Source organism: Rohdeia mirabilis (assembly GCA_007750655.1).
Lineage (GTDB): Bacteria > Planctomycetota > UBA1135 > UBA1135.
Genome location: CP036290.1, coordinates 2,906,781 through 2,920,569 on the forward strand (window position 1 = coordinate 2,906,781; position 13,789 = coordinate 2,920,569).

At 71.8% G+C, this 13,789-nt stretch carries 14 protein-coding genes; 5 read left to right on the top strand and 9 right to left on the bottom strand.

The annotated features are described in order from the left end of the window. Positions 1-18 precede the first annotated feature (18 nt). Positions 19-1,017: a sodium-dependent bicarbonate transport family permease gene (locus tag Pla163_RS10820; RefSeq protein ID WP_145187811.1), complete on the bottom strand. Its 999-nt coding sequence runs from the start codon at positions 1,015-1,017 to the stop codon at positions 19-21. Between the two features lie 105 nt (positions 1,018-1,122). On the opposite strand from Pla163_RS10820, the gene Pla163_RS10825 reads away from it, so the two are divergent. Together Pla163_RS10825 and Pla163_RS10830 are read left to right on the top strand one after the other, a co-directional pair. Next, the gene (locus Pla163_RS10825) at positions 1,123-1,902 is read left to right on the top strand and encodes a serine/threonine-protein kinase (protein ID WP_145187814.1); all 780 of its coding nucleotides are present in this window, start codon (positions 1,123-1,125) and stop codon (positions 1,900-1,902) included. Further along, complete coding sequence (locus Pla163_RS10830) at positions 1,899-2,753, top strand: PP2C family protein-serine/threonine phosphatase (RefSeq protein WP_145187817.1); 855 nt, start codon at positions 1,899-1,901, stop codon at positions 2,751-2,753. Before Pla163_RS10825 ends, Pla163_RS10830 begins: the two co-directional genes overlap by 4 nt. 508 nt (positions 2,754-3,261) lie before the next feature. Here Pla163_RS10830 and Pla163_RS10835 read toward each other — a convergent pair. The 3 genes from Pla163_RS10835 to Pla163_RS10845 all read right to left on the bottom strand — a co-directional run bounded on the left by Pla163_RS10835 (position 3,262) and on the right by Pla163_RS10845 (position 6,244). After that, complete coding sequence (locus tag Pla163_RS10835; protein ID WP_145187820.1) at positions 3,262-3,732, bottom strand: hypothetical protein; 471 nt, start codon at positions 3,730-3,732, stop codon at positions 3,262-3,264. A gap of 259 nt (positions 3,733-3,991) precedes the next feature. Then, positions 3,992-4,969 carry a heme-binding protein gene (locus Pla163_RS10840; protein ID WP_145187823.1) on the bottom strand — a complete coding sequence of 326 codons (978 nt, stop codon included), beginning with the start codon at positions 4,967-4,969 and terminating at the stop codon, positions 3,992-3,994. A gap of 150 nt (positions 4,970-5,119) precedes the next feature. Further along, positions 5,120-6,244 carry an NAD(P)/FAD-dependent oxidoreductase gene (locus tag Pla163_RS10845; protein WP_419185813.1) on the bottom strand — a complete coding sequence of 375 codons (1,125 nt, stop codon included), beginning with the start codon at positions 6,242-6,244 and terminating at the stop codon, positions 5,120-5,122. Between the two features lie 70 nt (positions 6,245-6,314). Between Pla163_RS10845 and Pla163_RS10850 the strand changes: the two genes are divergently transcribed. After that, a complete protein-coding gene (locus tag Pla163_RS10850) occupies positions 6,315-6,842 on the top strand; it encodes a YbaN family protein (RefSeq protein WP_419185814.1) in 528 nt (175 codons plus the stop codon). 34 nt (positions 6,843-6,876) lie between these two features. Here the strand turns inward: Pla163_RS10850 and Pla163_RS10855 are convergent, their stop codons facing one another. The 3 genes from Pla163_RS10855 to deoC form a co-directional block, all read right to left on the bottom strand. Next, positions 6,877-7,785 carry an aldehyde dehydrogenase family protein gene (locus tag Pla163_RS10855; protein ID WP_145187832.1) on the bottom strand — a complete coding sequence of 303 codons (909 nt, stop codon included), beginning with the start codon at positions 7,783-7,785 and terminating at the stop codon, positions 6,877-6,879. A gap of 19 nt (positions 7,786-7,804) precedes the next feature. Then, positions 7,805-9,229 (bottom strand): aldehyde dehydrogenase family protein, encoded by a 1,425-nt coding sequence (locus Pla163_RS10860; RefSeq protein WP_419186494.1) that lies wholly within the window; start codon positions 9,227-9,229, stop codon positions 7,805-7,807. 127 nt (positions 9,230-9,356) lie between these two features. After that, the gene (deoC, locus tag Pla163_RS10865; protein WP_145187839.1) at positions 9,357-10,343 is read right to left on the bottom strand and encodes a deoxyribose-phosphate aldolase; all 987 of its coding nucleotides are present in this window, start codon (positions 10,341-10,343) and stop codon (positions 9,357-9,359) included. Between the two features lie 89 nt (positions 10,344-10,432). On the opposite strand from deoC, the gene Pla163_RS10870 reads away from it, so the two are divergent. Together Pla163_RS10870 and Pla163_RS10875 are read left to right on the top strand one after the other, a co-directional pair. Next, a complete protein-coding gene (locus Pla163_RS10870; protein ID WP_145187842.1) occupies positions 10,433-11,449 on the top strand; it encodes a phosphotransferase in 1,017 nt (338 codons plus the stop codon). Between the two features lie 186 nt (positions 11,450-11,635). Next, on the top strand, positions 11,636-12,118 hold the full coding sequence (locus Pla163_RS10875) for a cytochrome P460 family protein (RefSeq protein ID WP_145187845.1): 483 nt from the start codon (positions 11,636-11,638) through the stop codon (positions 12,116-12,118). A gap of 13 nt (positions 12,119-12,131) precedes the next feature. Here the strand turns inward: Pla163_RS10875 and Pla163_RS10880 are convergent, their stop codons facing one another. Both Pla163_RS10880 and Pla163_RS10885 read right to left on the bottom strand, forming a co-directional pair. Beyond that, the gene (locus Pla163_RS10880) at positions 12,132-12,815 is read right to left on the bottom strand and encodes a chromophore lyase CpcT/CpeT (protein ID WP_145187848.1); all 684 of its coding nucleotides are present in this window, start codon (positions 12,813-12,815) and stop codon (positions 12,132-12,134) included. Between the two features lie 145 nt (positions 12,816-12,960). Then, positions 12,961-13,626 (bottom strand): PepSY-like domain-containing protein, encoded by a 666-nt coding sequence (locus Pla163_RS10885; RefSeq protein ID WP_145187851.1) that lies wholly within the window; start codon positions 13,624-13,626, stop codon positions 12,961-12,963. Positions 13,627-13,789 lie beyond the last annotated feature (163 nt).

Here is a 13,789-nt window from a genome sequence, read left to right on the forward strand (position 1 = left end):
ACACGCGGAGCGCGGTGTTCAGGTGATGGGCGGCCACAGGGCTTCGATCACCGCTGCGTAGAGCGGGATGCCGAGCGCCACGTTGAACGGGAAGGTGACGGCCAGGGACATCGGCAGGAACAGGCTCGGATTCGCGTCCGGCAACGTGATGCGAACCGCGGCCGGGACGGCGATGTAGCTCGCGCTCGCCGCCAGCACCGTCAGCAGCAGCGCGTCGCCCTGCTCGAGCCCCAGCGCGTAGGCCGCGGCGATCCCGAGTGCTGCGTTGACGAGCGGAACCACGACCGCGAACAGCCCCAGTCGCAAGCCGGCGCGCTTGAGCGCGGTGAGACGCCGCGCGGCGATGAGGCCCATGTCCAGCAGGAAGAGGCACAGCACGCCGGAGAACGGCGCGCCGGCGAAGGGTTCGACCTTCTCCCAGCCCTCCTTGCCCGTCAGGATCCCGATGACGAGCGCGCCGATCAGAAGGAACACGGGTCCGTTCAGGAACGCCTCGCCGAAGATCCCGCGCGCGCCGTGTCCGTCGCCGCCGCCGCCGTCGCTCTCGGGGCCGCGCGCGCCGAAGGCCCGAGCGAGCGCGACGCTGGCGAGGATCGCGGGCGACTCCATGAGCGCCATGGCGGCGACCATGTAGCCCGACCACTCCATGTCGCGACTCTCGATGAAGTTGGTCGCCGTGAGGAACGTCACCGCGCTGATCGAGCCGTAGGTGGCCGCGATCGCCGCTGCGTCCGCCACGCCGTGCCGCTTCCTCAGGTAGAAGAAGATCCCGACCGGGACCAGGCACGAGAAGCCCATCGCCACCACCAGCGTGGAGACGAGCGCCGTCGACAGCCCCGCCATCGCCAGCTCCGCGCCACCGTGCAGGCCGATCGAGAACAACAGGTACAGGGAGAGTGCCTTCGTGATCGGCTGGGGAATCTCCAGATCCGACCGCACCAACGTCGCCGCCATCCCGAGCAGGAAGAACAGCACGGGGGGCGTCATCAGGTTCCCGAGTACGACGCTGGGGTCCATCTCCGCATCATGCCCGGGAGCGCCCGGCGGATCGAACGCCAAAAGGGGTCCGAGGTCCACACCTGCAGCGCGCCGGGCGGACGGTCGCTATCGTGAGCGGCCCCCATGAGTCTCCGCCGCCGCCAACGCCTCGGGAAGTACCGCATCGAATGTCGCCTGTCGGACAGCGACTTCGCCACGGTCTACCGCGCCCACGACACGATCGAGGGCATCGACGTGGCGCTCAAGCTGCCCCATGCGGCGCTGGTCGATCGCGCGACCCTCGCGGCCTTTCGCAAGGAGGCGCGGACGGCGGCGCGGCTCGACCACCCCAACATCCTCACGATCAAGACGGCCGAGGAGATCGACGGACACTTCGTGATCGTCACCCCGCTGGGCGTCGAGGACCTGGGCACCCGGATGCAGCGGCGCATGTCGGCCACGACGGCGCTCGACCTGGCCGAGCAGCTGTTGCAGGGCCTGGCCGAGGCGCACGAGCAGAAGGTCATCCACCTGGACGTGAAGCCCCAGAACGCGATCCTGTTCCCACGTGGGCGCCTGCGGCTGGCGGACTTCGGGATCGCGCGCGTCGCGCTGCGCACTCTGGTGGGATCGGGATCGGGAACGGTCGGCTACATCGCACCCGAGCAGGCCTTGGGCCAGCCGTCGATGCGCTCCGACGTGTTCTCGGCCGGACTCGTGATCTGGCAGCTCATGACCAAGCAACTCCCCAAGTGGCCCTTCGACTGGCCGCACCCCGGTGTGGCGCGCGCGCGGCGGGAGTTCGGCGACGACCTCGCCGCCGTCTGTCGGCGCGCGACGGAAGTGCGCGAGCACCGTCGCTTCGCCGACGCGGGGCGCATGCTGGTGGCCTTCGAGCGCGCACGCACGAGGAGCGGCCTGTGAGCACCGATCCGATCGAAGGTCGCGAGCACGCCGGCGCGCGCATCCACCTGTGGACCGACGTCGGCGCCGTCGGTCCGCTCGCGCTCGCGACGCGCACCGGCGGAACCGTGATCGTCGTGACCCGGCACGGCCCGCACCGCGAGTCGAACGAGGACGGCGCCCTGGTCGTGTGCCGCGACGACGCCACGCTGATCGCGGTGGCCGACGGGATGGGCGGCATGAACGCGGGCGAGGTCGCGAGTCGGATCACGCTCGAACGGGTGGCCGAGCGCTTCGCCGAGGCCGAGACCAGCGAAGCCCTGCGCCACGCGGTGGTGGACGGCCTCGAAGCGGCGAACGCGGAGATCGTGGAGTCGCGCCTGGGAGCGGGGACGACCTTCGTCGGCCTGATCGTCGAGAACGACGTGGCGCGCACGATCCACGTGGGCGACTCGGAGGCCTACCACCTCGGCCGCCGCGGGCGCCTGAAGGCGCGCACGCTGCCGCACTCGCCGGTGGGCTACGAACTCGAAGCGGGGCACATCGACGAGGAAGAGGCGATGGTGCACGCCGAGCGCCACCTTCTGACCAATCACGTCGGCATGCTCGGCATGCGCATCGAGCTGGGGGCCGCGACACCCTGCGCGCCGTTCGACCGCTTCCTGGTCGGCACCGACGGGCTGCTCGACAACCTCATGCGCGACGAGATCGTCGAGCGCGCCTGCACCAACGACGAGTTCGAGGCGGCGCGCCTGCTGCTCGAGGATGCGACGGCACGCATGGCATCCCCGCGGGGCGAACCCGGCAAGCCCGACGACCTCACCTTCGTCCTGCACGTCCGCGCGCGCGAGTCCGAAGCCGTCGAAGACTGAACGACACCGCTCCCCAGCTCGAGCGGTGCTTCATGGCACGCCTGGCCTCCCCCCGCGGTGAACCCGGCAAGCCCGACGACCTCACCTTCGTCCTGCACGTCCGCGCACGCGAGTCCGAAGCCGTCGAAGACTGAACGACGCCGCGCCCCAGCTCGAGCGGTGCTTCATGGCACGCCTCGCCTCCCCCCGCGGCGAACCCGGCGTGCCCGACGACCTCACCTTCGTCCTGCACGTCCGCGCACGCGAGTCCGAAGCCGTCGAAGACTGAACGACGCCGCGCCCCAGCTCGAGCGGTGCTTCATGGCACGCATGGCCTCCCCCCGCGGCGAACCCGGCAAGCCCGACGACCTCACCTTCGTCCTGCACGTCCGCGCGCGCGAGTCCGAAGCCGTCGAAGACTGAACGAACGAGCGCTCGCCCGGAACCCGTGGTTCCGGGCGAGCGCTCGTTCGGCGAAGGCCCGTGTCTCGCCCGTGTCGCACGCGCGTGCGACTCGGACGACGCTCGGTCAGGGCTTGAAGAGGCGGTGCGACGCCTTCTTGAGCGTGTCGAGCTCACCCAGCTGCGCGAGCACCGCGTCCGCGTCACCGCGGGCGTACTCGAGCTCGAGGTCGAGGAGCCCCTTCATGAAGTCGTTCATGTGCGCGAGCCACTCGATCTCCGACGCGGCGCGCTTGCGAGCGTCCTCGATCGACGTCACCGTCGTCGGCAGTTCGGAGCGCACCGGCATGAGCGCGTTCTGCAGGCGACGCACTTCGATCAGGCCGGCCTCGAGACCACCTTCTTCCCTCACGCCGCGCCCGAGACCGCGCATCGTCTTGCCGACGTCCTCCATGAACTCGTGCAGGACGGGGTTGCTGTTCTCGTCGTCGTCAGCAGTCGCGACGACGGCGGTCGGGCTGGTCGCGGCGGCGAGTTGGAAGCCACCGAGGGCCGCGGGGAACAGGAGAGCGATGGCGATGCTCGTGCGTGCAATCATGGTCGTGTCGGAGTGGGATCGACGGAGGTGGTCCGACGGCGGCGCGCCGACCTGGGTGGTCGGGACGCGGCAGCGGTCGGACGGCAGCTGCGGCCGGAACGGTGACCGAGTGCGGGGTTCGCCGGGACCCGCGTGGGCCCAGGCACCGCGGCCGAAACGTCGGTCGAGGTGCCGCAGAGCCTAGCGGAAGGCGGCCCCTGGTGCTCGACCCCGATTCCCTCGGGGGCGCCCATCGACCTGCCCTGGGCTGACGGAGTCGTCAGGCGTCGCCCAGTAGTTGCACTCGGACGGGCACCTGCACCTCGAAGGTCCGCCGCGCCCCCATCACCATCGGGCTGTTGTAGCCCATGGTCCGCATCTCGCCGACCACCTCGAGCCCGCCGTGGACCGCGACGTACTCGAGCAGCGCCGCGTGGGCCGCGTCGATCCGCTCGCGCGAGTCGTAGCCGCGCAGACCCATGCTGACGACCCACTGCTCGCCCACGTCCACCACGTCGACGGCGCCCGCCTCGCCCGCGCGCCCCTGCTCGGGCCCTTCGTAGAGGAACGCCATCGTGGTCGCGCGCATGCGTTCGCCGTCCGCCTCGTAGGTGGTCTCGACCGGCGCGGTCATCGGGATCTCGTTCGACTGGATGTGCTGGAAGAGCTTCCAGAACGCGCCGTCCTGACGTCCGCTCCCCATCGGCGCGGTGGCCATGCGGTAGCGCGGGTAGCGCTTGAGTTCGACGTCGTGTGGCAGCGTCGGCTGCGGGAAGCCCTCGGGCAGGTCCGCCTCGAGGTAGGGCTGGAACGCGAGGTCCGAGGCGAGGCCGTCCAAGCGTTTCGCGAGCCAGGCGGTGGCGGCGTCGCGGTCCGACAGGGCGCGCCAGCGGGCCTGGGTCGCCGTCGTCTCCACGAGCCGCGCGGCCGTGCCGTCGAGCAGCGTGTCCTCCGCGCGCTCGGCCGCCGCGATCAACTGCTCGAGCGTCGCCCCCCTCACGGCGAGCGCGGAACGCAGCGTCTCGGCGGCACGCGTCCGTCGTCGCGGCTGCTCCGCGTTCCACACGGCGAGGCGCAGCTCGAACCGTTCGCGTTCGGCGGAGCGAGTGTGCGCGTCGATCTCGACGGACGCATCGCCCGACGCTTCCACGAGGGATCCCGCGGCGGCGGACTCGGTGGCCGCACTCTCGGGCGCCGCGGCGCGAGCGACGGTGGACGCGCCGATCAGGACGAGGGCGAAGGCGATGGCAGAAGGCATGGGGCGCGGTGGCTGGGGACCTGGGTCCGAGGACGTTGGGCTGGACGGCGCGCCGGGTTGGACCCGGCGTGCCGGGGATCTTCGGCGGAGCGCGCGGCGCAGATTCGGTGGGTCCGAAGGCCCTCGGCCGGGCCCCGACCACACCCGCGCTCACCCCAACCGAGCGGCGGCCGCGAGTCCGCTCAGGTACGCCCCCTCGACCCGCGACCCCGCGCACCAGTCCCCCGCCACGACCAGCGGCGGCCCGACTCCGTCCGCATGGAGTGCGCCAGCGGTGAGCGGTTCCGGCGCCAGCGCGTAGCCCCAGCGGTGCGTGTCCAGGTGCGTCGGCGCGGGCAGGTCGCGGCCGAGAAGGTGCGCGAGCTCGGCGAGGAGCTCGGCGGACCACTGCTCGGCCGGCCGGTCGAAGCGTTCGGCGCTGAAACGGGGACCGGCGTGCAGCACCCAGGTGTCGGCGTCGACGCGGCCCGGCTTGCTGCCGTCGCGCGCGATCCACGACAGGGCGGCCGGGGGTCCCTCGCTCGCCCCTTCGCGCCCCACGAACGCCGCGTCGAACCGTTCGCCGTCCGGGGTGCGGAGCGCGTCCTCGAACTGCACCAACGCGGCGAGACAGGGCGTCATCGTCACGGCGCGCGCGCGGCGGGCGAGCGCGCTCCAGGCGGGCCCGGCCGTGGCGACGAGCTCCGCCGCCTGGGGCGCGGGCGTGGCGACGACCACGGCTTCGAAAGGGCCGAGCACGACTTCGGCCGCAGCGGATGACGCAACGTCACTCGACGCAGCCGAACTCGACGCCGCCAGGTCGGTGGCGACGAGGCGCCAGCCTTCCCGGCCCGATTCGAGCCGCTCCACGTGCAGACCCTGCAGCGGTGCGGCGGCGCCGAGCTCGACCAACTCCGCGCCGAGCGCCACCGCGAGCTGCCGCATGCCCGGCGTTCCGACGAAGCGCTCGGTCCCGCCCGCCGCCGCTTCGGCCCGACCGCCGTCGAGGACGACGAGCCGCGGCTCCCAACGCGCGGCGACGCCGGCCGCGACCCACGCACGCGTCTGCTCGACGAAGCGCGGATCGCGCGCCGTGAAGTACTGCGCCCCGTGGTCGAAGGCCGGGCCGCCGCGTCCGCGCGTCGAGAGACGACCGCCCGAGCCGCGCCCCTTGTCGACCACGACCACCGACCGCCCGCGCCGCGCCAGTTCCCGCGCGCAGACGAGCCCGCTCGAGCCGGCCCCGACGACCGCGACCGTCCCCCCGCTGCCCGCGCGTTCTCTGCTCGAGTCCATGGCCGAGCTTCGCACACCGATCCGCGGTGGAGGCGCTACGGGTCGGCCGTCGGAGCGTCCATACTCCGGCATGGGTCCGGAGCAGGACGACACGCGGAGGTCGCGCGCCGAGACGGGCGCCGGATCGGACGCTCTCGACGCGATCGCCGACACGCCGGTCGCGAGTTCACCGGTCGCGAGCTCACCGGTCGCGCGCTCGCCGCTCGCGCGCGCCCTGTGGGTCGCGCTCGGTTGGCTGTGCATCGCCGTCGGCGCGGTGGGCGTCGTCGTCCCGGGCCTGCCGACCACGCCCTTCCTCGTGCTCGCGGCCGCCTGTTTCGTGCGCGGTTCGACGCGGCTCTACGCGCGCCTGATCGCGCACCCGCGCTTCGGCCCGTTGATCACGGACTTCCGCGCGGGACTGGGCATTCCGAAGCGCGTCAAGGTCTCGGCGATCGCGACCATGGTCGTCTTCGTCGGCATCACGCTGGGCCCCGGTCTGCCCGCCGGGCGCTCGGACCTGCGCGCGATCGTCCTCGTGACCGCGCTGATCGGCGCGGGCTACCTGCTGTCGCTGCCGACCGCTCCGATCACGCCGCGCGAAGAACGCGACCTGTGATGGCGAACCGGGACCGTCGCGCCTTCGGTCCGACCTAGACGCCGACCGGGTGCCAGCTCGTCTTCCACTCGACGAAGCGCTCGACGAAGTACGGACTCTGGGCCGACGCGTCGCACCACTCGTCGTGGGAGCGCGCCGCGAAGACCGCCACGCGCTTGATGTTGCTCGCCGCCCGCTGGCCGAGTTCGCGTTCGTCGTCGGCGCCGCGCCCGAACGATCCGATCGCGTTGACGTCCATGTGGTCGGCGGCGTGCGGCAACAGTTCGCTGGTCGTGCCCGACAGCACGTTGACCGCGCCGGCCGGCACGTCGCTCGTCGCCAGGGCTTCGCCCAGTTCGAGCGCGATCACCGGCAGGTCGTCGTCCGCGACCAGCACGCACGCGTTGCCCGCAGCGAGCGCGGGCAGCAGCGCCGTGACGAGCCCGATCAGTCCGGCCGAACGCGGCGCGAGCAGCACGACCACACCGGTCGGCTCGGCCACCGTGAAGTTGTTGTACGGACTGGCGATCGGGTTCACGCCGCCCAGGATCTGGGTGAACTTGTCGCACCACCCCGCGTACCAGAACACGCGGTCGATCACGGTCGAGACCTCGCGCTCGGCCGCCGCTCGGTCGCGGCCGCACAGGGAGCCGAGCAGCTCGACGAACGTCGCGCGCCGGCCCTCGATCATCTCCGCCAGGCGGAAGAGGATCTGGCTGCGGTTGAACGCGCTGCGCGTGGACCAGCCGCCGAAGGCCGTGCGCGCCGCACCGATCGCGTCGCGCAGGTCCTTGCGCGAGGCCTTGGCGCAGTTGGCGAAGAAGGCGCCGTTCACGTCGTTCTGGCGCAGCGCGTAGCCGGACTCGGAGCGCACGAAGGCGCCGCCGACGTACAGCTTGTAGGTCTTGCGGACCGGTTCGCGGTCCGAGCTCTGGCCCGCGGATCCGTTGTGGTTCGTGCTCATGGTGGTAGCTCGCGATCGGTCAGCGCAGACGCAGGTACGGCAAGAGTCCGTGGCGGCCGCCCTCGCGACCGAAACCACTTTCCTTGTAGCCGCCGAAGGGGCTCGCCGGATCGAACTGGTTGAAGGTGTTGCCCCAGACGATGCCCGCGCGCAGGCGGCGCGTCATCTCGAAGACCTTCGAGCCCTTGTCGCTCCAGACGCCGGCGGACAGGCCGTAGGGCGTGTTGTTCGCGAGCTCGACCGCTTCGTCGGGCGTGCGGAAGGTCTGCACGGCCAGCACCGGCCCGAAGATCTCCTCCTGCGCGATGCGGTGGCTCTGGGCCACGTGCGTGAAGATCGTCGGCGCGAAGAACCAGCCCTTGTCCGGCAGGTCGCAGGCGAGCTGGTGCATCTGCGCGCCTTCCGCCTGGCCGATGCGGACGTAGTCGGCGATGCGTTCGAGCTGCGCGGCGGAGTTGATCGCGCCCACGTCCGTGTTCTTGTCGAGCGGATCCCCCACCCGCAGCGTGGCCAGTCGGTCGCGCAACTTGTCGAGCACGGTCTCGGCCACCGACTCCTGCACGAGCAGGCGCGAACCGGCGCAACAGACCTGGCCCTGGTTGAACCAGATGCCGTTGACGATGCCCTCGACCGCCTGGTCGAGCGCCGCGTCCTCGAACACGATGTTGGCGCCCTTGCCGCCCAGCTCGAGCGTCAGGCGCACGTCGGTCCCGGCCAGCGTGCGCTGGATCTGGCGCCCGACCTCGGTCGAACCGGTGAACGCCACCTTGTCGATGCCGGGGTGGCTGACGAGCGCGCGGCCCGTGTCACCGTCGCCGTGCACGATGTTCACCACGCCGTCGGGCACGCCGGCCTCGGCGCAGATCTCGGCCAGGACGCTGGCGGACAGCGGCGTGGTCTCGGCCGGCTTGAGCACGACCGTGTTGCCGCACGCGAGCGCCGGCGCGATCTTCCAGGCCGCCATCAACAGCGGGAAGTTCCACGGGATGACCTGGGCCGCGACGCCGAGCGGACTCGGTGACACGCCGGGGAACGCGTAGTCGAGCTTGTCCGCCCAACCCGCGTAGTAGAGGAAGTGCGCGGCAGCCAGCGGCAGGTCCACGTCGCGCGTCTCGGCGATCGGCTTGCCGTTGTCGAGCGTCTCGAGCACGGCCAGCTCGCGCGCGCGCTCCTGCAGCATGCGGCCGATGTGGTAGAGCACCTTGGCGCGCTCGCTGGCGGGCCGCGCGCTCCACGGGCCGAAGGCCGCGCGGGCCGCGTTCACCGCGCGATCGACCACGTCCGGGCCCGCGGCGGGGATCTCGCTGATCTGCTCGGCGGTCGCGGGGTTGTGGACGGCCATCGGCTCGCCTCCGCCGACGAAGCGGCCGCCGATGAAGTGCTCGTAGCGCTCGCGCACCTTCACGACGGCGGTGCTCTCGGGCGCGGGCGCGTACTCCCACAGGTCACCGAAGAGCAGCGTGCGGGCCTCGCGGCGCCGGGCCGCGCGCGCGTCGCCGTCGACGCTCGTGGGCGCGGCGGGCGTGATCTCCTTCACCTCGAAATCGGACATGGCGTCGTGCGGTTGTGGATCAGTCGTTGGAGAAGTAGACCGCCGACTGGTAGCGCCCGGTGTCGAGGCGCTCCCACTGCAGCAAGAGGTCGTTGACGAGCGACGAGGCGCCGATGCGGAACCAGTCCGGCGTGAGCCAGGCGTCCCCCAGCGTCTCCTTGATCAGCACCAGGTAGTGCCAGGCCTGCTTGGACGTGCGAATGCCGCCCGCCGCCTTGAGGCCGACCTGCACACCGGTCGCGCGGTAGTGGTCGCGGATCGCTTCGGCCATCACCAGGCACACGGGCATGGTGGACGCGGGCGCGATCTTGCCGGTCGAGGTCTTGATGAAGTCGGCGCCCGCGCGCATGGCGAGGTCGGAGGCCGTGCGCACGTTGTCGTAGGTGGAGAGCTCGCCGGTCTCGAGGATCACCTTGAGGTGGGCCGCACCGCAGGCCTCCTTCGTGGCCGCGATCTCGTCGAACACGCGCGCGTGGTCACCGGCGAGGAACGCACCGCGGTCGATCACCATGTCGATCTCGTGCGCGCCGGCGTCGACCGTGCGGCGCGTCTCGTCGAGCCGCACGTCGAGGAACGACTGGCCGCTCGGGAACGCGGTGGCGACGGCGGCCACGCGCACGTCGCTGCCTTCGAGCACCTGGCGCGCATGGGCCACGAACGTCGGGTAGACGCAGACGGCGGCCACGCGCGGCAGGCGCGGATCGAGGCCGGGCTGCAGCGCCTTGCGGCACAGTCGCTCGACCTTGCCGGGCGTGTCCATCCCCTCCAGCGTGGTCAGGTCGACCATCGACATCGCGGCGGCCAGCGCGGCGCGCTTCGCCTCGTTCTTGATGCTGCGGCGCGTGAAGCGTGCAGCACGCGCTTCGACGGCGCGGGCGTCGACGGTGATCGCGGGCAGACCGGCGGGCGCGCGACCCGTTCGATGGCTGGCGCCCGCGCCGTTGCCGGACCCTGCTCCGCTGTCGGAGGATTGGCCGCTCGAGGAGTTCTTGGACGGTTGATTCATCGGTCGCTGCCGTCCGGGGCCGGGACGGCGCGACGGATCGGGGCAGGAGGATAGCACCCGCGAGCGCCCGCCCCGCCTACCGTGCGTCGATGGCCACGGGCGAGACGGACTGGGCCCCTCCCGGACCGGGACAGGGCGAACTGCGCGAGCGCGCGAGCGAGGACGAGTGGCGCGGCGCCGTGCTCGCGATCGCCGCGCGCCACGGTCTGGGCGACCAACGCACGGCGCGACTCTTCGACAGCGGCTCGGACGTGGTCTTCGGCGGCGCGGACCTCGTGTTCAAGTTCACCGATCCGCGCTGGTCCGAGCAGATGGCGTCCGAACGCCGTTGGCTGGAGCACCTGGACGGCGCCCTCTCGGTCGCGACGCCGCAGCTCGTTGCCGAGGGCGAGATCTGCGGCTGGCCGTACACCGTGATGACACGCGTGGCCGGCACGCCGCTCGGCACGGTGTGGGCGACGCTCGACCACGCGGCGCGACTGGTGTTGGCGCAGGACGTGGGTGAGCTCGTGGCCGAGTTGCACGTGCTGCCGCTCCCGGACGTGTTCGAACCCTGGGAACCGTTCGCGCACACCGCCGTCGCCGCCGCGCGCACCCGGCGGGCCCAACTGATCGCGAGCGATCCAGACGTCACCCGCGCCCTCGTCGACGAGGTCGAGTCGTTCCTCGCCGAGTCGCTCGGCGCCGAGACGTCCGACGGGGTGGAGCGCGCCGCCGCCGCCGGTTTCGGGGACGCGCGACGCGTGGTCCTGCACACCGAGCTGCTCGACCAGCACGTCCTGGTGGACACGAGCGGCGCGCGCCTGCGCCCCTGCGGACTGATCGACCTGGCCGACGCGCGCGTGGGTCCGCCCGAGTACGACGTGCCGGCCCTGGTGGAGTTCGTGCTGAAGGACGAGCCGGGTGCGCTCGACGCGTTGTGCGACGGTCTCGGTGGCGAACTCGCCGAGCGCGACGAGGCTGCCACCGATCGCCTCCTCGCCTGGTCGATGTGCCACCGCTTCGCGCATTTGGGTCGGATGGTGCGAGCGGCCGGCGGCGCCCGCGACCTGGCCACGCTGCGCGCGCGCCTGTTCCCACCGCGCGGCGCGTCGGCGGGCCGGTGACGGGCGTTCGGTGATCGAATCAGCAGGTCACGGAACGAGCTGGAGCGCGAAGTCGGCGCCCTTCGCGCCCGCCGGTGCCCCCACGCCGCTCCCCGGCAGCCCGCGCTGCTCGAACGCGGGCGCCCCGAGTCGCACGGTTCTCGATCGCACGGGCCCCGTCCACTCAGCCCCCGACCGCACAAGACCATGACCCACACTTCGCTCCGTCAACCGCTCGTCCTCGTCGCGCTCCTCGCCCTCGCCGCCTGTGCCTCGCTCGGAACGCCCGCCGATCGCGAGCACGTCTCGGACCTGTGGCAACGCATGCAGGGCTACACGAGTTGGTCGCAGCTCGAGGGCTGGGAAGGCGTGGTGGTCAGCATCGACGGCACCCACGGCGACTTCGTCCAGGTCTGGATGAACGACGTGGCGGCCGCGGATCCGAAGCACCTGCCGGTGGGATCGATCGTCGTGAAGGAGGGCTATCGCGACGAAGCGGGCCAGAAACTGAACGCGATCACGGTCATGGAGCGGCGCGCGGCCGGCTACGACCCCGAACACGGCGACTGGTTCTGGGGCCGCTTCGAGAAGGACGGCACGCCGACGCACGCAGGTGGTGCGAGCCTGTGCATCGACTGCCACGACGAAGCCAGCGGGGACGACTACTCGTTCCTCAACGACGACCTGTAGCGTCGGTCGGGGTCTACAGGTCGCTCGGCTCGCCCTCGTACAGGAACTGGTACGGCCCCTTCACCGCGCCCCAGACCTGTTCGCCGTTCGCGTCGAAGCCCTGGTCCCAGCTGTCGAGTCGATTCTCGCGCAGCACGACCGTCGACGTGGCGTAGGACGCGCCGCGCAGGTCGCTGGGGCACTCCTTCTCGACGGTGCTGCCGCGGAACTCGTCCGGCGCCACGGCGACGAGCACGATCTCGCAGCCGTCGCGCCTCGTGAGTGCGGACGGATCGAGGTCCGCCAGCGGCTCGGCGGCGCGCCACGCACCGATCGCCGCGTCGGGGTCGGGCAGGGTGTAGACCTCGCTCACGACCACGTCGCCGCCGCCGACCACGTGGTACACGCGTTGGCGGTAGGGCGCGTCGAACGAGCCGGCTGCGGCCTGTTCGACGTACAGCCAGACGCCGTCCGTGCGCTGCTCCCAGATGGGCGTGCACACGAGCCGGATGTGGAAGTACTCGGGGTCCAGGACGGACTGCTCGTAGCTCGAGAACACACCGGTCAGGTAGTCGGCCGCGCGCCGGACCACGGGATCGATGGGCCGGTCGTCCACGTACGTGACGGGATCGGACGCCTGGCAACCGGACGAGCCGAGTGCGAGTCCGAGTGCGGCGACGAAGGCGAGCGGGCGGGCGGAACAGCGGATTGCGAGCATGGACGGTCGGGGATCGTGGGTGCCTTCGGCGACGCGGTTCGGGAGAGACGCTGTGCGGAAGACGCGGTGTGCGAAGGCGCGGTGTGCGAGGGAACCGGCGCAGGAAGGATGGCGGATCGCACTCGAAGGTGCGCGCCGCACGTCCTCAGTCGCGCAGCGGAATCTCGATCTCCGCGCGGGCCTCGCGCACGCGGCGCAGCACCCGACCGTCGGGCGCCACGACGATCTTGTAGCTGACGCCGAGCCGCTCGCGCTTCACGTGGTACTCGCTCTCGTCGCCGCGCCGGATCAACTCCACGCTGAGCAGCAGCGCATCGGGAATCGCGCGCTCGGCGCTGGCGAGCACGACGGCCGGCGCCTCACGCAGACTCAACGACTGTTCGGTCTCGATGATGCGGCCCTGCTCGTCGACGACCACCTCCCAACCGCGACCTTCCACGTCGAACTTGACCTCCCAGGCCGGGCCCTTCGACGTCAGTTCGCGCTCGGCGCCGACGACGCGACCGGCGGGCAGGTGGCGCAGCGCGGCGTCGGCGACGACGGCCGGAAGTTCCAGGACGGACACGTCCGCCTCGATCTCGCGCAGGTTGCCGTCGCGGTCGATCTCGAGCTCCATCACGCCGTCCGGCGCAGCCAGGTCGTAGAGCTCGACGATCTGGATCGGCACGCGTCCCAGTCCGGGCGAGTTGGGACGGGCGACGCCGGCGCACGACGCGGTCAGCGCACCGGCGGCGAGGAGACCAACGAGTCGGACCCAGGCATCGGCGGTGCGCGCGGGGGACGGGACGAGGCGGAGTATCGGGAGGAGCATGGGCAAAGGTTCGGCCGGTGCGAGATGGAAGACGACCCGCGTCGTGGTGACGCGTGCGACGCGGACGGTGGGCGCGGTGCGACGGCGCGCGATGATAGGCACTCACCTGCGGACCTGGGCGAATCCCGAGTGCCGCGACCGCCCGCTGGCGAAACCGCGGGCG